The organism is Streptomyces sp. NPDC002537 (assembly GCF_053594975.1).
The window spans coordinates 1-24,124 of the sequence record NZ_JBSFWT010000104.1 but is presented as its reverse complement, the minus strand read 5'-3'; the positions used below and the strand labels follow the sequence as shown (position 1 = coordinate 24,124).

Below are 24,124 nucleotides of genomic sequence, written 5' to 3'. Positions count from 1 at the left end.
CCCCAGACCCCGAAGCACGCTTCGCGCGCTGTCCTCAAACGCCGGACGGGCTGAATTTCGCGGACCGTAGCCAGCAAAATCAGCCCGTCCGGCGTTTGAGGACGCGGCCGCAGGCCGCTGGGGGTCCGGGGGTCTCCCCCGGTTCGGGAAGGGGCGGGGCAGGGGAACAGAAACCGCCCGGCAGAGGCACGTCGAAAAGGCGCACCCCGCCGGGCGGGAAAGGGACTTGACGACCCGTTAGAACGGGTTGAAGTCGTCGAACTCGCGCTGCGACTCGTCCCGCTCCGCGTCGCGGTCGCGACGCCGCTGCGCGGCAGGACGAGGCGCCTCGAGACGGTGGTCCTCGCCACGGCGTCCGAGCATCTCCGCGCCCGCCATCATCGTCGGCTCCCAGTCGAAGACGACCGCGTTGTCCTCGGCACCGATGGCCACGCCGTCGCCCGCCCGCGCGCCGGCCTTGAGGAGCCGGTCCTCGACGCCGAGGCGGTTGAGGCGGTCGGCGAGGTAGCCGACGGCCTCGTCGTTGTTGAAGTCGGTCTGACGCACCCAGCGCTCCGGCTTCTCGCCGCGCACGCGGTAGATGCCGTCGTCCTCCAGGGTGACCGTGAAGCCCGCGTCGTCGACGGCCTTCGGACGGATGACGATGCGGGTCGCCTCCTCCTTCGGCTTGGCGGCGCGCGCCTCGGCGATGATGCGGGCCAGCGCGAAGGAGAGCTCCTTCAGGCCCGTACGGGCGACGGCGGACACCTCGAAGACCTGGTAGCCGCGTGCCTCCAGATCCGGGCGGATCATGTCGGCGAGGTCCTGGCCGTCCGGGATGTCGATCTTGTTGAGGACGACGATGCGCGGCCGGTCGTCGAGACCGCCGTACTGCGTCAGCTCCGCCTCGATGACGTCCAGGTCGGAGACCGGGTCGCGGTCGGACTCCAGGGTCGCCGTGTCCAGCACGTGCACGAGCACCGAGCAGCGCTCGACGTGCCGCAGGAACTCCAGGCCGAGGCCCTTGCCCTGGCTGGCGCCCGGGATCAGGCCGGGGACGTCGGCGATGGTGTAGACGGTCGAGCCGGCCGTGACCACGCCCAGGTTCGGGACCAGCGTCGTGAAGGGGTAGTCGGCGATCTTCGGCTTGGCGGCGGAGAGTACCGAGATCAGCGAGGACTTGCCCGCGCTCGGGTAGCCGACCAGCGCCACGTCGGCGACGGTCTTGAGCTCCATGACGATGTCACGGGCCTCGCCGGGCTCGCCGAGCAGCGCGAAGCCGGGGGCCTTGCGGCGGGCGGAGGCCAGCGCGGCGTTGCCGAGGCCGCCGCGGCCGCCCTGGCCGGCGATGAAGGTGGTGCCCTCGCCCACCAGGTCGGCGAGGACGTTGCCGGCCGTGTCGAGGATGACGGTGCCGTCCGGCACGGGCAGGACGAGGTCCTGGCCGTCCTTGCCGGAGCGGTTGTCACCGGCGCCCGGCTGGCCGTTGGTGGCCTTGCGGTGGGGGCTGTGGTGATAGTCGAGGAGCGTGGTGACCGACTGGTCGACGACCAGGATCACATCGCCGCCACGGCCGCCGTTGCCACCGTCCGGGCCGCCGAGCGGCTTGAACTTCTCACGGTGAACGGAGGCGCAGCCATGGCCTCCGTTACCCGCGGCGACGTGCAGCTCGACGCGGTCCACGAAGGTGGTCATAGCGGGTGCCTCCTGGTACGTAAAGGGATGTTTCTGTACTAACACGCCGAGGGCGGACCGGCTTCCCCACTACAGGGGAAGAGCGGCCCGCCCTCGGAAAAGGTGCTTGTGTCGTGCCGAAAGGCTGATTACTCAGCGATCGGGACGATGTTCACGACCTTGCGACCACGGTGGGTGCCGAACTGCACCGCACCGGCGGCCAGCGCGAACAGGGTGTCGTCGCCACCGCGACCGACGCCCGTGCCCGGGTGGAAGTGGGTGCCGCGCTGGCGGACCAGGATCTCACCGGCGTTGACGGCCTGGCCGCCGAAGCGCTTGACGCCGAGCCGCTGAGCGTTGGAGTCGCGACCGTTCCGAGTGGACGATGCGCCCTTCTTGTGTGCCATGTGTTCTCAGTCCCTTACTTCGCAGCCGTGGGGATGCCGGTGACCTTGATCGCCGTGTACTGCTGGCGGTGACCAATGCGCTTGCGGTAGCCGGTCTTGTTCTTGTACTTCAGGATGTCGATCTTGGCACCCTTGTGGTGGTCCACAATCTCGGCCTGGACCTTGATCCCGGCCAGCACCCACGGGTCGCTGGTGACGGACTCGCCGTCGACCACGAGCAGCGTGGAGAGCTCGACGGAGTCGCCCACCTTGCCGTCGGAAATCTTGTCAACCTCGACGATGTCGCCGACAGCAACCTTGTGCTGGCGACCACCGCTACGCACGATTGCGTACACGCGGATCTCACTCTCTCGCTGGTAATCGGGACCTCTGATGCCAGCCGCTCGCGCGGGCGTGAAGCCCGCGCATATCCGAAGGGACGAGCGGCCTCTCCCGGAATTCACCGGGAGGGATTTGCTCAGGGGTTGGCGTACAGACGCCGGTGGATAAGGCTACGTGTTCGGTCACGCAGGGTCAAACCGGGCCCGTCACGGACCGGTTTCCCCCACCGGACGGGTCGGTTCCGCGGACCGTGGCCCACGGAACCGACCCGTCCGGGTGAATCAGTCCTCCGACGACGCCGCGGCCGGCTCCGCGACCTTCTTGGCGGCGGCCTTCTTCGTCGTCGCCTTCTTGGCCGTGGTCTTCTTCGCCGTGGCCTTCTTGGCAGTCGTCGTCTTCTTGGCGGCGGCCTTCTTCGTGGCCGTCGCCTTCTTCGCCGGTGCCTTCTTGGCCGTCGTCGTCTTCTTGGCGGCCGTCTTACGGGTCGCCTTCTTGGCCGGAGCCGCGGCCTCGGTCTCGGCCTCGGACTCGACCTCAGCCTCGGTCACGGCCTCAGCGGCGGCCTCCTGGACCGGCTCGGGAGCGGCCGTCGGCGTGCTGACCACGACCACCGCGGCCTCCGCCGCCGCGGGCGAGCCCGCCGGGGCGGACACCCTGCGGGTCACCCGGCGCCGCGTACGGGCGGGAGCGGCCGGAGCCGCCTCCACCGGAGCCTCGGCGGGAGCCTCGACCTCGGCGACAGGCTCGGCGACCGGTTCGGCGACCGGCTCTACGGGTGCCTCCACGACCGGCTCGGCCACGGGCTCCGCGACCACCGGCTCGGCGACAGCCGCCGGCGCCCGTGTCGGCTCCACGACGACCTCGGCCTCGACGGCCTCCGGCCCGGCGGCAGGCGCCCCGGCCGGAGCGGTCGCCTTGCGGGTCGCCCGGCGCCGCGTACGGCCACCGCGCGGACCCGCCGCGGCACGTGCCTCGGCAGGGCTGCCGAACCACTCCTCGTCCGCGCCGACCGACGGCTGGAGTTCGGCCTCGGTCACCGCGACCGGCTCCAGCTCGGGCGCCTCGGGGGCGGCCTCGGCCTCGACGGCCGCCTCGGCGACGGCCGGGGCCTCCGCCGTCACGTGCTCGTGCTCGTGGAGCTGGCCCTTGCCCTTCTTCTTGCCGCGCTTGCCGCCACCGCCACCGCCGACGGACGTCGGCTGGTCCATGTGGACGATCACGCCGCGGCCGTTGCAGTGCACGCACGGCTCGGAGAACGACTCCAGCAGGCCCTGGCCGACCCGCTTACGGGTCATCTGCACCAGACCCAGCGAGGTCACCTCGGCGACCTGGTGCTTGGTGCGGTCGCGGCCCAGGCACTCCAGCAGGCGCCGCAGCACCAGGTCCCGGTTGGCCTCCAGCACCATGTCGATGAAGTCGATCACCACGATGCCACCGAGGTCGCGCAGCCGCAGCTGGCGCACGATCTCCTCCGCGGCCTCGAGGTTGTTCTTGGTGACCGTCTCCTCGAGGTTGCCGCCCTGACCGGTGAACTTGCCGGTGTTGACGTCGACGACGACCATCGCCTCGGTCCGGTCGATGACGAGCGAACCGCCGCTCGGCAGCCAGACCTTGCGGTCCAGCGCCTTCATCAGCTGCTCGTCGATCCGGTACGTGGCGAAGACGTCGACGTCCGACGTCCACTTCTGCAGCCGGTCGGTGAGGTCCGGGGCGACGTGCGAGACATAGCCGTGGATGGTCTCCCAGGCCGTGTCACCGCTGATGATGACCTTGGAGAAGTCCTCGTTGAAGATGTCGCGCACGACGCGGACGGTCATGTCCGGCTCGCCGTACAGCAGGGTCGGGGCGTTGCCGCTCTTCGCCTTCTTCTGGATCTCTTCCCACTGCGCCTGGAGCCGCTGGACGTCGCGCGCCAGCTCCTCCTCGCTCGCGCCCTCGGCGGCCGTACGGACGATGACGCCCGCGTCCTCGGGGACGATCTTCTTGAGGATCTGCTTCAGGCGCGCGCGCTCGGTGTCGGGCAGCTTGCGGCTGATGCCGGTCATCGAGCCCTCGGGCACGTACACGAGGTAGCGGCCCGGCAGGGAGACCTGGCTGGTCAGACGGGCGCCCTTGTGGCCGATCGGGTCCTTGGTGACCTGCACCAGCACGGACTGGCCGGACTTCAGCGCGGTCTCGATGCGGCGCGGGCCGTTGCCCATGCCGAGCGCCTCGAAGTTGACCTCACCGGCGTACAGGACGGCGTTGCGGCCCTTGCCGATGTCGACGAAGGCGGCCTCCATGGACGGCAGCACGTTCTGGACCTTGCCCAGGTAGACGTTGCCGACGTAGCTGGTGGCCTGCTCCTTGTTGACGAAGTGCTCGACGAGGACGTTGTCCTCCAGCACGCCGATCTGGGTGCGCTCGCCGCTCTGGCGGACGACCATCACGCGCTCGACGGCCTCGCGACGGGCCAGGAACTCCGCCTCGGTGATGATCGGCACCCGGCGGCGGCCCTGCTCGCGGCCCTCGCGGCGGCGCTGCTTCTTCGCCTCCATACGGGTGGAGCCCTTGATGGACTGCACCTCGTCGAAGCCCGTGCCGGGCTCGCGCTCCTCCCGCTTGCGGGGCTCGCGCACCTTGACGACCGTGCGCTCCGGGTCGTCCCCGGTCGGCTCGGCGCCCTCGGCGTCACCGCTGCGGCGACGGCGACGGCGGCGACGGCGGCTGCTGGCGGAACCGGCGCCCGACTCCTCGCCGTACGCCTCCTCCTGCTCCTCCTCGGCGGCCTCGTACTCCTGCTCGGCCCCTTCGGCGGTCTCCTCGTCGGCGGCCTCGGACTCGGCGTCCCCGGCCTCGCCCCGGCGGCGGCGACGGCCACCGCGGCGGCGACGGCGCGAGGGGCGGTCCGCCTCCTCCTCGTCCTGCGCGGCGACGGCCTCCTCGCCCTCCTCGGACTCCTCGGCCTCGGACTCCTCGGTGGTCTCCTCCGCCACGGTCTGCTCGACCTCGGCGGGCTCGCCACGGCGACGGCGGCGACGGCGGGCGGCGGGAGCGGGCTGCGCGGCCTCCTCGGGCTCCTCTTCCTCCACCACGGGGGCGGCGGCCGCGACGGCGGCAGCGGCGGTCTCCGGCGTCTGGAACATCGGCTCGGTGAAGACCGGCGCCTGGAAGACGGCGGTCGGCGGGCGCACGGCGCGGCGACGGCCGCGCGCGGGGGCCTCGGCGGCCTCCGGCTCCGCCACGACGACACCCTCGCGCGCACGGCTCTCGGCCTTGGCGGCCTCAAGGGCTGCGGCGGCGGCCTCGGCGTCGCCCTCGGCGACCTTGCGGCGGCCACGGGCGGGGGCGGCCTCGGTGTCGGCACCCTCGGCCCGGCGGCGCGTACGGCGGCCACGGGGCTCGGCGACGGGCGCCTCCTCCACGGCCTCGACGACCTCGGCGGCCTGCGGGGACCCGGCGGGCGCGGCGGCCCGGCGGGCCACGCGACGGCGCGTACGGGCGGCCGGCGCGGCCGGAGCCTCCTCGACGGCCTCCTCGGCCTCGGGCTCGACGAGAACCTCGGCGGGCGCCTCGACGACCGTCTCGGCGGTACGGGGGGCGCCGGCGGGCGCGGTCGCCTTGCGGGTGGCACGGCGGCGGGTACGGGCGGGCGGCGTGGCCTCGGCGGCGGGCGCCGGAGCCTCGTCGGCCTCTTCGGCGGTCCCGACGGCCTCGGCGGGCTCGGCCGTGACAGCCGTCTCGGCGGCCTGCGGGGAGCCCGCGGGCGCGGTGGCCTTGCGGGTGGCACGGCGGCGCGTACGGGCCGGCTTGGCGTCCTCTGCGGCCTCAGGGGCGGCGGGAGCGGCCTCGACGGGTGCCTCGGCGGCCTCCGGGGCGGCCTGCTCGGCGGCGCGGGGGGCGCCCGCCGGAGCGGCCGCCTTGCGGGTGGCGCGGCGGCGGGGGCGGGCCGGGGTGGCCGGGGCCTCCGCGGCGGCGGCCGGGGTCTCGGCGACGGGCGTCGCCTCGGCCTGCTGCGGCTCGGCGGCGGGTGCCGTGGCGGCCTGCTGCGCGATACCGGTGCCCGTCACCGGCGGACCGGCGGGGCGGGACGCCGCACGGCGGCGTCGGCGGGGCGGCAGCGTGTCACCAGGACCGCTGTCGGAGTTGTTGGTCGGCTCAATGGGTTCGAGCATGCGGGCGGTTCTCCCGTCACGCTCCCGGGCGCCGCGCCTTGGTCCGGCCCGGCGGTCCGCGTGATGTGCGCGGTACCGCCGTCCGGGGCGCGGTCGCCGCACGGGAGCTGTCGTCTCGCTCGCCGGGTCCGGAACGTCGGCACCGGCGAAAGTCTTCTGGTCAGTGCGCCTGCCGGGCCCGGGTGGCTCCCTGGTGGACCGGCGGCACGGCGACGGCGGTCCCTACACGGAACCTTCCGGCACCTGCGCGGCACCGGCGCTCTGTCCGGCGGCCGTGGTTGCTGCGGCCGGGGAAGCGTCGCGGTCGGGCGCGAGCGGGTCGGTCACCGTACCGGACTCCTCATCGAGCAGCCCCTGCGCCAGCCTGGTCACCGCAGCGGGGACCGGCGGCGCCAGGTCGGCCGTAGCGCGGAGACCGGACAGGACGTCGTCGGGTCGAACGGCAGGTGTCAAGTGCCGAACAACCAGCCGCAGTATCGCACAGGCACCGACGCCGGGCCTATCGGCCGGAGCGTCGAGGGCCTCAAGTCGGACGACCGCGGCACGCGCGTCGAAGGTCCGCAACCCGTTTTTCGTCCGGCGCTGGACCTCGACGGTCTCCGCCGCGAGGAAGGCCGCGACGGCCCGCTCCACGTCGGCGACCTCGACGCCGTCCAGCCGCAGCTCCCAGACGGATGCCTCGAGCCGCTCGGCGAACGAGGAGGTGTGCGCCTCCACCGCGTCGGTGATGTCGAGCCCGTCGGGCAGCGACTCGTCGAGCAGCTTGCGCAGCTGCTCCGGGTCGCGGGCCTCGGCGAGCTGGATCTCCAGGAACTCCGCCTCGCTGCCCGTGCCGGTGGGTGCGGCATTGGCGTACGACACCTTCGGGTGCGGGGTGAAGCCCGCCGAGTACGCCATGGGCACCTCGGCACGGCGGAGCGCCCGCTCGAAGGCGCGCTGGAAATCGCGGTGGCTGGTGAACCGGAGGCGGCCGCGCTTGGTGTAGCGCAGACGGATGCGCTGCACCGCGGGTGCGGGCGGCGGGCCTTCGGGCTGTCGCTTGCCCAGTGTCTTCAGTCCTTCGTGAGTGCGGTCGTACTGCTACCTAGAGTACGTGCAACGAGGGCCCCGCCGACCTGGCGGGACCCTCGATCGAACGTTTGCACTACTTGACGACCGACAGCGGCAGCAGTTTCTTGCCGGTCGGGCCGATCTGGATCGACGTGTCCATCTGCGGGCAGACGCCGCAGTCGAAGCACGGGGTCCAGCGGCAGTCCTCGACCTCGGTCTCGTCGAGGGCGTCCTGCCAGTCCTCCCAGAGCCAGTCCTTGTCGAGACCGGAGTCCAGGTGGTCCCAGGGCAGGACCTCCTCGTAGGTGCGCTCGCGCGTCGTGTACCAGGCGACGTCGACGCCCTGCGGGGGCAGCGTCCGCTCGGCGGACTTGATCCAGCGGTCGTAGCTGAAGTGCTCGCGCCAGCCGTCGAAGCGGCCGCCGGACTCGTAGACCGCACGGATGACGGCGCCGACGCGGCGGTCACCGCGCGAGAGCAGGCCCTCGATGATGCCGGGCTTGCCGTCGTGGTAGCGGAAGCCGATCGAGCGGCCGTACTTCTTGTCGCCGCGGATCTTGTCGCGCAGCTTCCCCAGCCGCGCGTCCGTCTCCTCGGCGGACAGCTGCGGCGCCCACTGGAACGGCGTGTGCGGCTTGGGCACGAAGCCGCCGATGGAGACGGTGCAGCGGATGTCGTTGGCCTTGGAGACCTCGCGGCCCTTCTGGATCACGTTCATCGCCATGTCGGCGATCTGCAGGACGTCCTCGTCGGTCTCGGTCGGCAGGCCGCACATGAAGTACAGCTTCACCTGGCGCCAGCCGTTGCCGTACGCGGTGGCGACCGTCCGGATCAGGTCCTCTTCCGAGACCATCTTGTTGATGACCTTGCGCATGCGCTCGGAGCCGCCCTCGGGGGCGAAGGTCAGACCGGAGCGGCGGCCGTTGCGGGTGAGCTCGTTCGCGAGGTCGACGTTGAACGCGTCCACGCGGGTCGACGGCAGGGAGAGGCCGATCTTGTCCTCTTCGTAGCGGTCGGCGAGGCCCTTGGCGATGTCACCGATCTCGGTGTGGTCGGCGGAGGACAGCGAGAGCAGGCCGACCTCCTCGAAGCCCGTCGCCTTGAGCCCCTTGTCCACCATCTCGCCGATGCCGGTGATGCTCCGCTCCCGCACGGGGCGCGTGATCATGCCGGCCTGGCAGAAGCGGCAGCCGCGGGTGCAGCCGCGGAAGATCTCCACGGACATGCGCTCGTGGACGGTCTCCGCGAGCGGGACGAGCGGCTGCTTGGGGTACGGCCACTCGTCGAGGTCCATGACGGTGTGCTTGGACACGCGCCACGGCACGCCGGAGCGGTTCGGGACGACGCGGGCGATCCGGCCGTCGGCCAGGTACTCCACGTCGTAGAAGCGCGGGACGTAGACGCCGCCGGTGCGGGCGAGGCGCAGCAGCACCTCGTCGCGGCCGCCGGGGCGGCCCTCCGCCTTCCAGGCGCGGATGACGTCGGTGATCTCCAGGACGGCCTGCTCGCCGTCGCCGATGACGGCGCAGTCGATGAAGTCCGCGATCGGCTCGGGGTTGAAGGCCGCGTGCCCGCCCGCGAGGACGATCGGGTCGTCGAGGGTGCGGTCGCGCGACTCCAGCGGGATGCCCGCCAGGTCGAGCGCGGTGAGCATGTTGGTGTAGCCGAGCTCGGTGGAGAAGCTCAGGCCGAACACGTCGAAGGCCTTGACCGGGCGGTGCGCGTCCACGGTGAACTGCGGCACCTTGTGCTCGCGCATCAGCTCCTCGAGGTCCGGCCACACGCTGTACGTGCGCTCGGCGAGCACGCCCTCGCGCTCGTTGAGGACCTCATAGAGGATCATGACGCCCTGGTTGGGCAGCCCGACCTCGTACGCGTCCGGGTACATGAGCGCCCAGCGCACGTCGCACTCGTCCCACTTCTTGACGGTGGAGTTCAGCTCACCGCCCACGTACTGGATCGGCTTCTGCACATGCGGGAGCAGCGCCTCGAGCTGAGGAAAGACGGACTCGGCAGGCATCGGGAGACCTTCGTGAGCGGGCAAGGGAGCGACTCTCAAGCGTAACCCGATCGAGAGCCGCCCCAGCACGACGGCGGAACGCCCCCGCGTCGGCGGGGACAACAGGGCCCAGCGAACATCACAGGACTCCCACGGTGGATCACCTCCGCAGCAGCGGAGCAGCCGTGCATCGGTAAAACGATCGCCCGCCCGTTCAGTTACACCCCGAGCGCCGCGCGCAGCCTCGGCTTCGACGCCCTGCGCCACACCTCCGGCAGTTCCCGTTCGCGCTCCGCGGCGGCAGCCGCCTCCTGGCCGTAGAGCAGGCCCCAGGTGAACGAGGGCTCGCCCGCCGCGTGGGCCTGGACGGCGAGCTCGCGCAGGGCCTCGCGGGCGACGACGCTGTCCTGGTGGTCGCCGAGCACCGTCTGGACGTCCTTCATCCGGGTGGCGAACCGTCCCGCCGCCTTGCCGAGCGCCGGGGTGGCGGCCTCCGCCGCGTACCGGGCGCGCTTGGCGGCCTTGCGGGCCTCGTGCATCGCGAGGTCGCGCTCGTGCCCCGGCTCCAGCGTCAGGGCGCGGCCGATGCGGCCCGCGAGCCGTTCGTAGTCCCTGAGCACGGCCGCGGGCAGCACGGCGCGGACGGGCCGGGCCGCGGCGGGCTTCAGCGGCGGGTCGGCAAGCAGCGCGTCGAGGGCGTCGAGCAGTGCCAGGTAGCGCTTGCCGTCGAGCACGGCGACGGTTCTGCGCCGGGAGCCGGTGCGGCGGGCGGCGGTCGCGGTCCGCAGCCGGCGGCGGACGGGGCCCTGGAGGAGGGTGCGGGGCAGGGCGGCGATGCGGGCCCGGAGGCGCTCCGTGAGCACTTCCTGGTCGCGGTCCACGCCGAGCTCGGCGGCGAGCCATCCGAGCTCGTCGCCGATGGGGTCGGTGACGGCCCGGTCGAGGACCTTCCCGTACGTGCGGAAGGCGCTGCGCATCCTCCGGGTGGCGACGCGCATCTGGTGGACGGAGTCGGGGAGGTCGCGGCGGACGGCGGGGTCGAGGGCGAGGAGGGCGTCGGCCTGTGCGCGGACGTACGCCAGCACATGGTCCCCGGCGGTGGGCCCGGCGGGCTTCTCCGGGTGCTCCCGCGCGGGCCCGGACGGGGCGGGGTCGGTCTCGGCGAGGGCGCGGGCCAGCTTGGAGGGCGCGTCGGACGGGCGCAGCCCGGCCTTGCGCAGGCGCCGTTCGACGGTGTCGAGGAAGGCCGGATCGGTGCCCTCGCCGAGCTCGACCTCGAACTCCGTCCAGCGGGCGGAGCGGCCGCCGCGGGTGAGGCGGTCGGCGGTGACGGTGTCCGCGCTGGCCTCGGCGAGGAGCGTGCCCTGCTCGTCGAGGAGGTGGTGGACCGTACGGCGGGAGACGATGCGGACCAGCGGGGCGAGTCCGGCGCGCCGGGTCCGGGAGCGGACGAGGTCGGTGAGGGCGCGGGGCACGGCCGGGGAGAGGGGCGCGCGGATCTCGTCGCGCACTCCGGGGGCGACGGGGAGCTTGAGGTGCCAGCCCGCGTCGTCGCCGCCGGTGCGGCGGCGCAGGGTGATGCCCGCCGCCGCGAGGCGGCGGTCCTCGGTGTCGTAGTAGACGGCGTCGAGCGTCTGCGGCTGCCGGTCGGCGACGGCCGCGACGCCCGCGACGCGAGTCAGGTCGGGCAAGTCGGGCAGGTCGTGGGCGCCGCCCCCGGCTTCGTACTTCCGCTCGATCTCTCGCACGGTGTCCGCCATACGGCGAATCTAGCCCGAGGAGCGCCGGGAAGGCAGACCCTCTCGACGCGGCGGCGTGAATTCGGCCCGTCCCCTACGTCGATATCTACGCCGATATCTACGCCGACATCGGTCTCTGCACCTTGATCGATTGCAGCAGCCCGACCCCGATCCACGCCGCGAACATCGACGAACCCCCGTACGAGACGAACGGCAGCGGGATACCGGCGACCGGCATGATCCCCAGCGTCATTCCGATGTTCTCGAACGACTGAAAGGCGAACCACGCGACAATCCCGGCCGCCACGATCGTGCTGTACAACTCCGTGGATTCACGCGCGATCCGGCACGCGCGCCACAGCACCACCCCGAGCAGCAAAATGATCGTTCCCGCGCCGAGGAATCCGAGTTCCTCGCCCGCGACGGTGAAAATAAAATCGGTCTGCTGTTCGGGCACGAATTGCCCGGTGGTCTGGGAGCCGTGGAAGAGGCCCGCGCCGGTCAGGCCGCCGGAGCCGATGGCGATGCGCGCCTGGTTGGTGTTGTAACCGACGCCGGAGGGGTCGAGCGCGGGGTTGGCGAAGGCGGCGAAGCGGTTGATCTGGTAGGTGTCCAGGACACCGAGCTGCCAGACGAGGACACAGCCGATGACGCCCGCGCCGAGCAGGCCCGCGATCCACCGGTTGGAGGCGCCGGAGGACAGCAGCACGGCGAGCACGATCACCACGATGACCATCACCGAGCCGAGGTCCGGCATCAGCAGGATGACCATGACGGGCAGCGCGGCGAGCCCGAGGGCCTCCATGACGGTGCGGTGGTCGGGGTGCGGCCGGTCGCCCGCGTCGACCTTCCCGGCCAGTATCGTCGCCATGATCAGAATGATGGTGATCTTGGTGAACTCGGTGGGCTGGATGGAGAATCCGCCACCGAGCTGGATCCAGGAGCGGGCGCCGTTGATGGTCGCGCCGAGCGGGGTGAGCACGGCGACGATGAGCAGGACCGAGACCCCGTAGAGGATGGCCACCGCCCCGCGCAGCGCCCGGTGGCCGACCCAGACGGCGCCGATGGCCATGGCCATGCCCACGCCGATGTTGAAGAAGTTGCGCAGCAGGAAGTAGTACGGGTCGCCGTGGTTGAGCTCGGCACGGTTGCGGGTGGCGGAGTAGACGAGCGCGGTGCTCATCGCGGACAGGGCGAGGACGGCGAGCAGCATCGTCCAGTCGAGGCGGCGGAGGACGGAGTCGCGGGCGGTGAGCGTGCCCCAGACGCCGCGCTCGGGGCTGAAGCGGCGGATCTTGTAGCCGTCGGTGGCGCTCATTCCTGCTTGTCCTCCTTCCGGGAGGGCGACGGGCTGGGCGCGTCGATCTTCTGGGCCTCGATCGTGCCGTCCTTCTCGATCTTCGGGAGCCCGGTCTCGGGGTGCGGCAGGAGGGCCTTGCCGGGGTCGGCCTTGCCCTTCTCGTCCACGCCGTAGAGCGCGTTGTAGATGTTGCGGACGGCGGGGCCGGAGGCGCCGGAGCCGGTGCCGCCCTGGGAGATCGTCATGACGACCGTGTAGTCGCCGGTGTAGGTGGCGAACCACGAGGTGGTCTGCTTGCCGTAGACCTCGGCGGTGCCGGTCTTGGCGTGCATGGGGATGTCCTTCTGAGGCCAGCCCTCGAAGCGCCAGGCGGCGGTGCCCTGGGTGGCGACGCCGGCGAGGGCGGCGTCGATCTGGTCGCGGGTCCGCTGGTCGAACGGCAGCCGGCCGTGGGCGGTGGGCTTGATCTCCTGCACGTCCCTGCCGTCGGCGCTGACGACGGCCTTGCCCACGGTGGGGTTGTAGAGCGTGCCGCCGTTGCTGATGGCCGCGTAGATGGTGGCCATCTGGACGGGGGTCACGAGGGTGTCGCCCTGGCCGATGGAGTAGTTGACGGAGTCACCGGCGCGCATCCGCATGCCGGACTCGCAGTTCTCCTTGGCGATCTTCGCGGCGTAGTCGTCCCCCGCGTCCTGGCCCTGCTTGCACCAGGAGTCCTTGTTGGCCTCCCAGTAGCTCTTCTTCCACTCGCGGTCCGGGACCCGGCCCTTGACCTCGCCGGGGAGGTCGATGCCGGTCTCCTTGCCGAGGCCGAAGTCGTGGGCCGTGCGGTAGAACCAGTCCGCCGGGTGGCCGGGCTTGTTGCCGCCGTCCTTCTGCCACTGACGGAAGGCCAGGTCGTAGAAGACGGTGTCGCAGGAGACCTCCAGGGCCCGGCCGAGGTTGATCGGGCCGTAGCCCTTGGACTCGTAGTTCTTGAAGACCTGGTTGCCGATGCTGTACGAGCTGGAGCAGTTGTAGTTGTCGTTGAAGCCGTACCCGGCCCGGACGGCCGCGGTGGCGGAGATGACCTTGAAGATGGAGCCGGGTGCGGCCTGGCCCTGGATGGCCCGGTTGAGCAGCGGGTAGTCGGAGTCCTTGCCGGTGAGCTCCCGGTAGTCCTTGGCGGAGATGCCGCCGACCCAGGCGTTGGGGTCGTAGGTCGGGTTGGACGCCATGGCGACGACCCGGCCGGTCCTGGACTCCATCACCACGACGGCGCCCGCGTCGGCCTTGTAGTTGGTGCCGGTGTTCTTGTCGAGCTCCTTGCGGGCGTCCTTCATCGCCTGGTCCAACTCGTGTTCCGCTATGGCCTGCACGCGGGCGTCGATGCTGGTGACGACGTTGGAGCCGGGCACCGCCTTGTCGCTCCTGGCCTTGCCGATGACCCGGCCGAGGTTGTCGACCTCGTAGCGGGTGACGCCCGCCTTGCCGCGCAGCTGGCCGTCGTACTGCCGCTCCAGGCCGGAGCGGCCGACCTGGTCGGAGCGGAGCAGCGGGGCGGGGCCGGACTTGGTCTTGGTGATCTCCTCGTCGGTGACGGGCGAGAGATAGCCGAGGACCTGGGCGGTGTTGGAGCCGCCGGGTCCGGCGTAGCGGCGTACGGGCGTGGGTTCGGCGGTGACGCCGGGGAAGTCCTCGGCGCGCTCGCGGATCTGCAGGGCCTGCTGGGTGGTGGCCGCGTCGGTGATGGGGATGGGCTGGTACGGCGAGCCCGCCCAGCAGGGCTTGGGGGTCTTGGCGTCGCAGAGCCGCACCTTGGCGGCGACGTCCTCCGGCTTGAGCCCGAGCACGCCCGCGAGCCGGGCCAGCACGGCCTTGCCGCGGTCCCGCATCTTCAGCAGGTCGGTGCGGTTGGCGGAGACGACGAGGCGGGTCTCGTTGTCGGCGAGGGGGACGCCGCGGGCGTCCAGTATCGAGCCGCGGGTGGCGGGGGCGACGACCTGCTGGATGTGGTTGTCGGCGGCCTCGGCGGTGTATGTGTCGCCGTTGCGGATCTGGAGGTACCAGAGGCGTCCGCCGAGGGTGAGGAGGAGGGAGACGACGATGATCTGGATGGTGATGAGGCGGATGGTGACACGGGAGTTCCGTCCGCCCTCGGGAAGGCTGCTCATGATGCCCCTTCAAACACCCGGTCGTTTCCCCTGGACGCGCGCGGTGTCACAGCCGCTTGACCCCCTTGAGGCGGCCCTGCCGCCGGACGGGCCTGCCGAAGAGGCCGCCGGTGCGGCCGCCGAGGCGGTACGCGCTCTCGCCGCCGCCCATGGTGGCGGGGCCGCCCTCCCCGGCGAGCGGGTCGTTCTCGGTGCGCCGGGCGAGCGCCATGATCAGCGGTACGGTGAACGGCGCCAGCAGCAGGTCGTAGAGGGCGGCGGTGAGCACCAGGCCGGTCAGCCCCACGTGGCGGGCCGCGGTGTCGCCGACGAGGGCGCCCACGCCCGCGTAGAGCAGCGTGGAGACGACGGCCGCGGCGACGACGACGAACATGGGCAGGGCGGCGGAACGGACTCTTCCGGTCTCGGGTCTGGCGAGGCCGACGAGATAGCCGATGACGCACAGCACGAGGGCGTAGCGGCCGGTGGCGTGGTCGGCGGGCGGGGCGAGGTCGGCGAGGAGGCCCGCGCCGAAGCCGATGAGCGCGCCGCTGGTGTGGCCGTAGACGAGGGTCAGCCCGATGACGACGAGGAGCATCAGATCGGGGACGGCGCCGGGGAGATGGAGCCGGGCGAGGACGGTCACCTGGACGACGAGGGCAACCACCACGAGCGCGGTCGAGAGCAGGATCCGGTTGATGCGCATCGGTTCAGTCCTGGGGCTTGGCGCTCGCGGAGGGGGTGACCGTGACGGTCACCGTGGGCGTCGGCTTGGGGGCTTCCGGTTTCGGTGGCAGGACGGTGTCGCGGGGGTCGGTGCGGGGTGCCTCGACGACGACGCCGACGATGTCGAGCTTGCTGTAGCCGACGAAGGGCCGCACCTGGAGGGTGCGGGTGAGACTGCCGCCCGCGGGTTCGACGCGGGTGACCTCGCCGACGGGGACGCCGGGCACGAAGGGCTTGTCCCTGCTGGAGCCGAAGGTGACGAGGCGGTCGCCCTCGTGCACGACGGCCTTGCCGTTGAGGAGTTCGACGCGCACGGAGCGGTCGCCCTGGCCGGTGGCGAAGCCGATCTCGCCGGTCTTCTCCATCCGGGTGCCGACGGTGAACTTGGGGTCGGTGGCGAGCAGCACGGTGGCGGTGGAACGGGCGACGGTGGTGACCCGGCCGACGAGTCCGTCGCCGTTGAGCACGGTCATGTCGCGCTTGATGCCGTCGTTGCTGCCCGCGTCGATGGTGACCGTCCACGAGAAGCCCTGGGCGGCTCCTATGGCGATGACCTGGGCGCCCTTGATGCCGTACTGGCCGCGGCCCGCGGTCTTGAGCATGGCGTCGAGCTCGCGGGCCCGGCTGCGGTTGCGGTCGTTGCTGCCGAGGCGCTGCTTGAGGTCGGCGTTCTCGCGCTCCAGCTGGGCGATGCGGCTGTGGCGGCCGCCGGAGTCCCGGACGGCCGCGACGGCGTTGCCGACCGGGTCCACGGCGTCGGCGACGCCTTCCTCCACGGGGCCGAAGGCGGAGGCGGCGGCATGCCGGACGCCGTCGAGCGGGGACTGCTCGCCGCCGCGGATGTCCACCGTGATCAGTGCGAACGCGATGGCGACCAGCAGCACCAGCAGCAGCCGGCTCTCTCGTGTGTCCCTCACGTGCGGCGGCGTGCCCTTCTCGTCGGACCGGCCGGCTGCGGGTCCGGACCGGTCAATCGGGAGCGTTCTGCCTGTATATCAGGTTGTTTACCGGCGGCGGTCGCAGCCGGGCGCCGCCCTCGCGCCGCCCCTGGCGGGGGCGGTACGGGGACGGCGCCAAGACAGCACCCCGGAGGTCACCGGCTCACCGGCGGGGCTGGGCGTCCAGCACCTGCTGGAGCGCCTCGAACTCCTCGACGCACTTGCCGGAGCCCAGGGCGACGGAGTCCAGCGGGTCCTCGGCGATATGGATCGGCATGCCGGTCTCCCGGCGCAGCCGCTCGTCGAGGCCGCGCAGGAGTGCGCCACCGCCCGTGAGAACGATCCCGCGGTCCATCACGTCACCCGACAGCTCGGGCGGGCACTTGTCGAGAGTGGTCTTGACCGCGTCGACGATGGAGTTGACGGGCTCCTCGATGGCCTTGCGGACCTCGGCGGCGGAGATGACCACGGTCTTGGGCAGGCCGCTGACCAGGTCGCGGCCGCGGATCTCGGTGTGCTCGTCCTGTTCGAGGTCGTACGCCGAACCGATGGTGATCTTGATCTGTTCGGCGGTGCGCTCGCCGAGCAGGAGGCTGTACTCCTTCTTGATGTGCTGGATGATCGCGTTGTCGAGCTCGTCGCCGGCGACCCGGATGGACTGCGCGGTGACGATTCCGCCGAGGGAGATCACGGCGACCTCGGTGGTGCCGCCGCCGATGTCCACGACCATGTTGCCGGTGGCCTCGTGGACGGGGAGGCCGGAGCCGATCGCGGCGGCCATCGGCTCCTCGATGATGTGCACCTGGCGGGCGCCGGCCTGGGTGGACGCCTCGATCACGGCACGGCGCTCGACGCCGGTGATCCCGGAGGGCACGCAGACCACGACGCGGGGGCGGGCCATCCAGCGCCGCTTGTGGATCTTGAGGATGAAGTACCGGAGCATGCGCTCGGTGATCTCGAAGTCCGCGATCACCCCGTCCTTGAGCGGACGGACCGCGACGATGTTGCCCGGGGTACGGCCGATCATCTTCTTCGCCTCGGCACCCACCGCGAGGATGCCGCCGGTGTTGGTGTTGATGGCGACGACGGACGGTTCGTTGAGGACGATTCCGCGGCCTCTGACGTACACCAGCGTGTTGGCGGTCCCGAGGTCGACAGCCATGTCACGGCCGATGAACGACATGTTGTTCCCCATGAGGATACGTCTGGCCTTCCCAGCTGGAGCGAATGCTTACTTGAGGTCGGCAGGTGTGCGGTGCGCTGCGGGGCGCGGAAGCTTCATCGTAGTCTCGACCGGTCGTACGCGGCGCGAGGGTTCCTCCGCCATTGTCGGCGGAACGCAAGCCCGCCCCAGTAATGGTGACGTCGTGTCGGAGTGAGAGGTTCCCTCGTTCGCCGCGCATATGCCAGGGGGCGACCGAAAAGAAATCGGCCGCCCCTGATCAGAATGGGTGCGTCTCTGATGAACTATCAGGCAAGGCCCGGAAAGAAAATCTTGATTTCCCGCTGGGCGGACTCCTCGGAGTCCGAGGCGTGGATGAGGTTCTCGCGCGTGATGGTGCCGAAGTCACCACGGATGGATCCCGGGGCGGCCGAGATGGGGTCGGTGGGACCGGCCAGCGCACGGACCCCCTCGATCACCCGCTCGCCTTCGACCACCAGGGCCACGACCGGCCCGGAGGCCATGAACTGCATCAGCGGCTCGTAGAAGTCCCGGCCGACGTGCTCGGCGTAGTGCTGCTCCAGCGTCCCGCGGTCCAGGGTGCGCAGCTCCAGCGCGCTGATCGTCCAGTTCGCCTTGCGCTCGATCCGGCCGACGATCTCGCCGATCAGGCCGCGCCGCACGGCGTCGGGCTTGAGGAGGACGAGGGTGCGCTGGCTCATATTGCGGCTCCTTGCGGGCGGGACAACAGTGCCGCCGAGGGTATCGCGGATCATGGGTGCCCGGGACCGGGCCCGCCTGCCGGCGGGGGCACCGGGACCTGGGTGCCCGTCCATCGCCGGGTGCGGGCCGTCTTGCCGCCTGCGGCGGGAGCGACCTGCGGCCGCGTCCTCAAACGCCGGACGGGCTGATTCTGCGGGCCGCAGGTCAAGGAGCCACGGTTCGCGAAATCAGCCCGTCCGGCGTTTGAGGACAAGCGGCGCAGCCGCTTGCGGGGTCCGGGGCGGAGCCCCGTGCAGGAGACCCGCACGGGTCAGGCGGGGTCGGCCACCTGCTCCGCCGCCTCGCGCGCAAAGCGCGCCTTGGCTTCGTCGATCTTGCCGCCGAAGTGGACCGACGCCCACCACAGCACACCGAAGACGACGCCCAGGATGAACATCATCGGGACGATGAAGCCGCTCAGGACCAGCGCGCCCTGCAGCAGCCAGCCGAGCTGGACGCCGCCGGGCCGCCCGAGCATCCCGCACAGCAGAACGCTCAGCACCATCGCCGTGCCGCTGACGGCCCACACCGTGCCGGTCGGCACGTCGGACGTCTGCATGGCCACCAGGCCCGCGAATCCGATGATGAAGAATTCACCGATCAGAGTGCTGGAGCAGAGCATGCGCATGGTCAGTTCCTCCCGAGGAGCAGCCGGGCCTCGCCGACGGTCATCACGGAGCCGGTCACCAGGACGCCCGCGCCGGAGAATTCGCCCTCTTCCTCCGCGAGGGTGATCGCCGCCTCCAGGGCGTCGTCGAGCCGGGGTTCGACCTGGACCCGCTCGGCGCCGAAGATCTCGACCGCGATACCGGCCAGCTCGTCGGCGTCCATGGCGCGCTGGGTGGAGTTCCGGGTCACCACGACCTCGGCGAAGATCGGCTCGAAGGCTTCGAGGAGACCGCGCACGTCCTTGTCGGCGCTGGTGGCGACCACGCCGATGAGGCGGCTGAAGCCGAAGGCCTCGGTGACCGCCTCGGCGGCCGCGGCCGCGCCCGCGGGGTTGTGCGCCGCGTCCAGCACCACGCTGGGGCTGCGGCGCACGACCTCCAGCCGGCCCGGCGAGGTGACGGCGGCGAAGGCGGTGCGGACGGTGTCGATGTCGAGCGTGCGGGCGTGCTGCGAGCCGATGCCGAAGAACGCCTCGACGGCGGCCAGGGCGACCGCGGCGTTGTGCGCCTGGTGGGCCCCGTAGAGCGGCAGGAAGACGTCCGGGTACTCGCCGCCGAGCCCGCGCAGCGTCAGCAGCTGGCCGCCGACGGCGACCTCGCGGGAGACGACGCCGTACTCCATGCCCTCGCGGGCGACGGTGGCGTCGACGTCGACCGCATGCTTGAGCAGCACCTGCGCGGCGTCGACCGGCTGCTGGGCGAGGACGACGGTGGCGTCGGGCTTGATGACGCCCGCCTTCTCGCCGGCGATCTCGCCGGGCGTGCCGCCGAGCCGGTCGGTGTGGTCGAGGGAGATGGGCGTGACCACGGCGACCGTGCCGTCGATGACATTGGTGGCGTCCCAGGTGCCGCCCATGCCGACCTCGACGACCGCCACGTCCACCGGGGCGTCCGCGAAGGCCGCGTAGGCCATGGCGGTGAGCACCTCGAAGAAGGAGAGGCGGTGCTCCTCGCGGTCGTCGACCATCTCCACGTACGGCTGGATGTCGCGGTACGTCTCGATGAAGCGCTCGGCGCTGATCGGCGCGCCGTCCAGGCTGATCCGCTCGGTGACGGACTGGACGTGCGGGCTGGTGTAGCGGCCGGTGCGCAGGTCGAAGGCGCCCAGCAGCGCCTCGATCATGCGGGCGGTGCTGGTCTTGCCGTTGGTGCCCGTGATGTGGATGGCCGGGTAGGCGCGCTGCGGCTGCCCGAGGATGTCCATCAGGGCCTCGATGCGGCGCAGCGACGGGTCGAGCTTGGTCTCGGGCCAGCGCCCGGCCAGCTCGGCCTCCACCTCGCGCAGCGCCCGGTCGACCTCGGGGTCCTCGGGGCGGGCCGGGACGCCGTCGCCCTGCGGCGGGCCGCCCAGGGTGCGCAGGGTGCGGCTGCCGGCCTCGATCACCGCCAGGTCGGGGGTGGGGGTCCCCCCTGCTCGAGCGGATTCGAGAGCTTGGGGGAGGTCGGTCTCGGCATCGACAATCTCGGCAAACCGGTCGTCCTCGCCGGTGCCGTTGTCGTCGCTGTCGTCGTTCAGGGGGCGCTCGGTCACGCGGTCCAGTCTACGGAGCGGCACTGACAGGGCGGCCATCAGGCGCCCGCGCCCAGCGCCGCGCTCATCATGGCCTTGGCCACGGGGGCGGCGAGGCCGTTGCCGCTGACGTCGGACCGGGCGGCGTCGCTGTCGGCGATCACCACGGCCACGGCGACCTGCTTGCCCTGGCTGTTCTGCGCGTACGAGACGAACCAGGCGTACGGGGTGCCGCTGTTGTCGACGCCGTGCTGGGCGGTGCCGGTCTTGCCGCCGACGGTCAGGCCGTCGATCTGCGCATTGCTGCCGGTGCCCTTGTCGACGACCGTCTGCATCGCGGACTTCAGCTGTCGCGCGGTGTCGGCGGACATCGCCCGGCCGTACTCCTTGGGGTCGTGCTTCTCCAGGACGCCGGAGCTGCCGTCGGTGACACGGTCGACCATGCGGGGCGTCATCAGCTTGCCGTCGTTGGCGATGGCGGCGGAGACCATGGCCATCTGGAGCGGGGTGGCCTGGTCGTTGAACTGGCCGATGCCGGAGAGCGCGGTCTGCGAGGCGTTCATGTCGGTCGGGTAGACGCTCTTGGCGGCGCGCACGGGGATGTCGAGCTTGCCGTCGTTGAAGCCGAGCTTCTCCGCCTGCTGGGCGACCTTCTGCGCGCCGAGCCGCTCGGCGAGGTGACCGAACACGTTGTTGCAGGAGTACTGGAGCGCCGTGCGGATGCTGGCGTTCGCGCAGGGGGCGCTGGTGTTCTCGTTGGGCAGGTAGGTGCGGGTGCCCGGCAGGAGGTAGGGGTCGGGGCTGTCGGTGGGCTCGTCGACGGAGGAGTAGAGCCCGTTCTCCAGTGCGGCCGCGGCGACGACGAGCTTGAAGGTCGAGCCCGGCGGATAGGTCTGGCGGAGCGCGCGGTTGAGCATCGGCTGCGCCTTGTCCTTCTCCAGCGCGTCCCACGCCTTCTGGTCGGCCCCGGAGGACCCGGCGAACCGGCCCGGGTCGTACGAGGGGGTGCTCGCCATGCCGAGGATCGCGCCGGTGGCGGGGTCGATGGCGACGGCGGCGCCGGTCTTGCCGCCGAGGCCCTCGTAGGCCGCCTTCTGCACGGCCGGGTCGACGGTCGTGATGACGTCGCCGGGGGCGGGCTGCTTGCCGGTGAAGGCGTCGGAGGGGCTGCGCAGCCGCTCGTCGGTGCCGGTGAGCACGGACCGGTAGAGGTTCTCCAGCTGGGTGCTGCCGTAGATCTGCGAGGAGAAGCCGGTGATCGGCGCGTAGAGCTCGGCGTCCTTGTAGGTGCGCTTGTACTTCAGGTCTCCGCTGGTGGCCGTGGAGCCGGTGAGGGGCGTGCCCCCGGCGAGGATGTTGCCGAGCGGCCGGGAGTACGCGGCTATCGCCTGGCGCGGGTTGTGGGGGTTGCTGTCGAGGCTGCCCGCCTGCGCGGCCTGGACCCAGGTGGCCCGTACGAGGACGGCGAACACGAGCAGCAGGGAGAAGACGGCGACGTGCCGGACTGGTCTGTTCATCGGGGGCGCGGTCCCTCTCCTTGACATACGGTTTTCCCGAAAACTCCGTTAAGCGGAGTTAGTGTTCCCCGACTCCATGAGAGCTGGGTGAGAAAGAACCGGGTGAGTGGAAGATGCCGTCCGAGGACCGGGAGCGGCTCCAGGCCGTGCTGGAGGCACTGCCCGCGGGCGCCTTCGTGCAGAGCCCGGCGGACGAGGTGCTGGCCGTGAATCAAAAATTCATCCGCATGTTCGAGCTGGAGGGGCGGGTCGATCTCTCCCCCGGTGCGCCCATGCGGCCGGTCGTCCCGCTCGTACGGGCCTTCTTCACGGCCGACCACTCCGGTCCCGGCACCCCCGGCGAGATCCTCGCGGGCCGCCACCCCCACCGGACGGCGGAGATCCCGCTCACGGACGGACGCACCATCCGGCGCGAGGTCGAGCCGCTGCGCCGCGCGGGCGCGTACGTCGGGGCGCTGTGGACCTTCCAGGACATCACCGAGCGCAAGCGCCGGGAGCACGACCTGGAGCGCGACAACCTGGCGCTGACCGAGCTCGCGCGGCAGCGGAACGCGTTCACCGCGGCCGCCTCCCACGAGCTGCGGACCCCGCTCACCTCGATCATCAGCTTCTGCGAGCTGCTGACCGACTCCACCGCCGGCCCGGAGCCGACCGCCGACCAGCGCTCCTTCCTCGACGCCATCCGGCGCAACGCCGACCGGATGCAGCGGGTGATCGCCGACCTGCTGCTGACCACCCGGATGCGGGCGGCGTCGCTGGAGCTGGAATTCGACGCGGTGGACGTGCCCGCGACGCTCCGGGACGCCGTCCTGGACCGGCTGACCACACCACAGGGGGCGGCGGTCTTCACCGTGCTGGACTGCGCGCCGGGGCCCGCCCTCCGGGGCGACCGGCACCGGCTCCAGCACGTGCTGGCCAATCTGCTGGAGAACGCCGCCAAATTCACCCCGCCGGACGGCCGGATCACGGTCACGGCCGCGCCCCGGGGCCACTTCTGGGAGATCGAGGTCGCCGACACCGGGATCGGTATCCCGGAGGAGTTCCGGGAGGAGATCTTCACCGGCTTCGTCCGCGCGCCGAACGCCGCGACCGGCGGCTACCCCGGCACCGGGCTGGGCCTCGCCATCAGCCGTACGGTCGTCCAGCTGCACGGCGGCACCCTCACCGCGGGCGGCACCGAGGGCGAGGGCGCGTCTTTCCTGATCCGGCTGCCGCTGACCGGGCCCGGACCGGACACGGCGCCCGTCGGGGAGAGCGCGCCGTGAGCCGCGTCCTGGTGGTCGAGGACGACCCCGACCTCGCCCTCGCCCTGCGTACCCTCCTGGAGCGCGCGGGCTACGACGTCATCCACGCCGACAACGGCCGCGACGGGCTGCGGCTGCTGTTCTCGGAACGGCCCGCGCTGATGCTCCTCGACATCGGCCTGCCCCAGCTCAACGGCTGGGAGGTGCTGGAACGCACCCGCGACCTCAGCGATCTCCCCGTCCTCCTGCTCACCGCCCGCGGCGCCGAGACCGACCGGGTGCGGGGCCTGCGCGCCGGGGCCGACGACTACCTGCCCAAGCCCTTCGGCAACGACGAGTTGCTCGCCCGCGTCGAGGCCCTGCTGCGCCGGACCGCGCCCACCCGGTGGGCGGGCGACTCCTTCGACGACGGCCTGCGGCTGGTGCCCGAGCGGCGCTCGGCGGTCTGGCAGGGCCAGGAGGCGCGGCTCAGCGACATCGAGTACCGGCTGCTCCAGGTGCTCGTCCGCAACCGGGGCCGGGTGATCACCACCGACCAGTTGCTCGACCGCGTCTGGGACGACCCGGACGGCACGGGCCGGGAGCGCGTGAAATTCGCGGTCCTACGGTTGCGGCGCAAGCTGCGGCAGGCGGCGGGTGACGAGGCCGCGGATCCGCTGGAAGCGGTCCGCGGCCTGGGTTACCGGTACCGCGCGTCCGGGGGCTGACCGGACTCTCCGGGCTGCGCCCGTCCCCCGCCTGCGGCACCGTTGCCGCCTGCGGCGGGAGCGGCCTGCGGCCGCGTCCTCAAACGCCGGACGGGCTGGATTGTTCCCCGGACGGGCAGAAGGGTGCAGGCCAGG

General features: G+C 71.7%; 18 protein-coding genes. 2 read left to right on the top strand and 16 right to left on the bottom strand.

Features of this window, described 5'->3' with window-relative positions; translation table 11 throughout:
• Positions 1-237 precede the first annotated feature (237 nt).
• The 16 genes from obgE to ACWD4A_RS31155 all read right to left on the bottom strand — a co-directional run bounded on the left by obgE (position 238) and on the right by ACWD4A_RS31155 (position 22,038).
• Positions 238-1,674, bottom strand: a complete 1,437-nt coding sequence (obgE, locus tag ACWD4A_RS31230; protein WP_451199144.1) for a GTPase ObgE — start codon at positions 1,672-1,674, stop codon at positions 238-240.
• A gap of 128 nt (positions 1,675-1,802) precedes the next feature.
• The gene (gene rpmA / locus ACWD4A_RS31225; protein ID WP_116211787.1) at positions 1,803-2,060 is read right to left on the bottom strand and encodes a 50S ribosomal protein L27; all 258 of its coding nucleotides are present in this window, start codon (positions 2,058-2,060) and stop codon (positions 1,803-1,805) included.
• A gap of 14 nt (positions 2,061-2,074) precedes the next feature.
• Complete coding sequence (gene rplU, locus ACWD4A_RS31220; protein WP_087928145.1) at positions 2,075-2,395, bottom strand: 50S ribosomal protein L21; 321 nt, start codon at positions 2,393-2,395, stop codon at positions 2,075-2,077.
• Positions 2,396-2,662: 267 nt separating this feature from the next.
• The gene (locus ACWD4A_RS31215) at positions 2,663-6,535 is read right to left on the bottom strand and encodes an Rne/Rng family ribonuclease (protein ID WP_451199138.1); all 3,873 of its coding nucleotides are present in this window, start codon (positions 6,533-6,535) and stop codon (positions 2,663-2,665) included.
• A gap of 222 nt (positions 6,536-6,757) precedes the next feature.
• A complete protein-coding gene (locus tag ACWD4A_RS31210) occupies positions 6,758-7,540 on the bottom strand; it encodes a TIGR03936 family radical SAM-associated protein (protein ID WP_451199136.1) in 783 nt (260 codons plus the stop codon).
• A 139-nt stretch (positions 7,541-7,679) separates the two neighbouring features.
• On the bottom strand, positions 7,680-9,605 hold the full coding sequence (locus ACWD4A_RS31205) for a TIGR03960 family B12-binding radical SAM protein (protein WP_451199134.1): 1,926 nt from the start codon (positions 9,603-9,605) through the stop codon (positions 7,680-7,682).
• A 197-nt stretch (positions 9,606-9,802) separates the two neighbouring features.
• Entirely contained in the window at positions 9,803-11,344 is a 1,542-nt protein-coding gene (locus ACWD4A_RS31200) for a CYTH and CHAD domain-containing protein (RefSeq protein WP_451199133.1), read from the bottom strand.
• A 97-nt stretch (positions 11,345-11,441) separates the two neighbouring features.
• The gene (gene rodA, locus ACWD4A_RS31195; protein WP_451199131.1) at positions 11,442-12,641 is read right to left on the bottom strand and encodes a rod shape-determining protein RodA; all 1,200 of its coding nucleotides are present in this window, start codon (positions 12,639-12,641) and stop codon (positions 11,442-11,444) included.
• Complete coding sequence (gene mrdA / locus ACWD4A_RS31190) at positions 12,638-14,776, bottom strand: penicillin-binding protein 2 (RefSeq protein WP_451199129.1); 2,139 nt, start codon at positions 14,774-14,776, stop codon at positions 12,638-12,640. Before mrdA ends, rodA begins: the two co-directional genes overlap by 4 nt.
• Positions 14,777-14,822: 46 nt before the next feature.
• Positions 14,823-15,461 carry a rod shape-determining protein MreD gene (mreD, locus tag ACWD4A_RS31185; protein ID WP_451199126.1) on the bottom strand — a complete coding sequence of 213 codons (639 nt, stop codon included), beginning with the start codon at positions 15,459-15,461 and terminating at the stop codon, positions 14,823-14,825.
• A gap of 4 nt (positions 15,462-15,465) precedes the next feature.
• Positions 15,466-16,398, bottom strand: coding sequence for a rod shape-determining protein MreC (mreC, locus tag ACWD4A_RS31180; RefSeq protein ID WP_451199124.1), 933 nt, complete (start codon positions 16,396-16,398; stop codon positions 15,466-15,468).
• A 184-nt stretch (positions 16,399-16,582) separates the two neighbouring features.
• Positions 16,583-17,602 (bottom strand): rod shape-determining protein, encoded by a 1,020-nt coding sequence (locus ACWD4A_RS31175; protein ID WP_004950903.1) that lies wholly within the window; start codon positions 17,600-17,602, stop codon positions 16,583-16,585.
• Between the two features lie 287 nt (positions 17,603-17,889).
• The gene (gene ndk / locus ACWD4A_RS31170) at positions 17,890-18,303 is read right to left on the bottom strand and encodes a nucleoside-diphosphate kinase (RefSeq protein ID WP_451199122.1); all 414 of its coding nucleotides are present in this window, start codon (positions 18,301-18,303) and stop codon (positions 17,890-17,892) included.
• A gap of 311 nt (positions 18,304-18,614) precedes the next feature.
• Positions 18,615-18,971, bottom strand: coding sequence for a DUF4233 domain-containing protein (locus ACWD4A_RS31165; RefSeq protein WP_451199120.1), 357 nt, complete (start codon positions 18,969-18,971; stop codon positions 18,615-18,617).
• 2 nt (positions 18,972-18,973) lie between these two features.
• Positions 18,974-20,542 carry a bifunctional tetrahydrofolate synthase/dihydrofolate synthase gene (folC, locus tag ACWD4A_RS31160; RefSeq protein WP_451199117.1) on the bottom strand — a complete coding sequence of 523 codons (1,569 nt, stop codon included), beginning with the start codon at positions 20,540-20,542 and terminating at the stop codon, positions 18,974-18,976.
• A 38-nt stretch (positions 20,543-20,580) separates the two neighbouring features.
• Positions 20,581-22,038: a peptidoglycan D,D-transpeptidase FtsI family protein gene (locus ACWD4A_RS31155; protein ID WP_451199115.1), complete on the bottom strand. Its 1,458-nt coding sequence runs from the start codon at positions 22,036-22,038 to the stop codon at positions 20,581-20,583.
• Positions 22,039-22,151: 113 nt separating this feature from the next.
• Between ACWD4A_RS31155 and ACWD4A_RS31150 the strand changes: the two genes are divergently transcribed.
• Together ACWD4A_RS31150 and ACWD4A_RS31145 are read left to right on the top strand one after the other, a co-directional pair.
• On the top strand, positions 22,152-23,303 hold the full coding sequence (locus ACWD4A_RS31150; RefSeq protein ID WP_451199113.1) for an ATP-binding protein: 1,152 nt from the start codon (positions 22,152-22,154) through the stop codon (positions 23,301-23,303).
• Positions 23,300-23,989, top strand: coding sequence for a response regulator transcription factor (locus ACWD4A_RS31145; protein ID WP_451199112.1), 690 nt, complete (start codon positions 23,300-23,302; stop codon positions 23,987-23,989). The genes ACWD4A_RS31150 and ACWD4A_RS31145 overlap by 4 nt, the downstream gene beginning before the upstream one ends.
• The last annotated feature ends 135 nt before the right edge of the window (positions 23,990-24,124 follow it).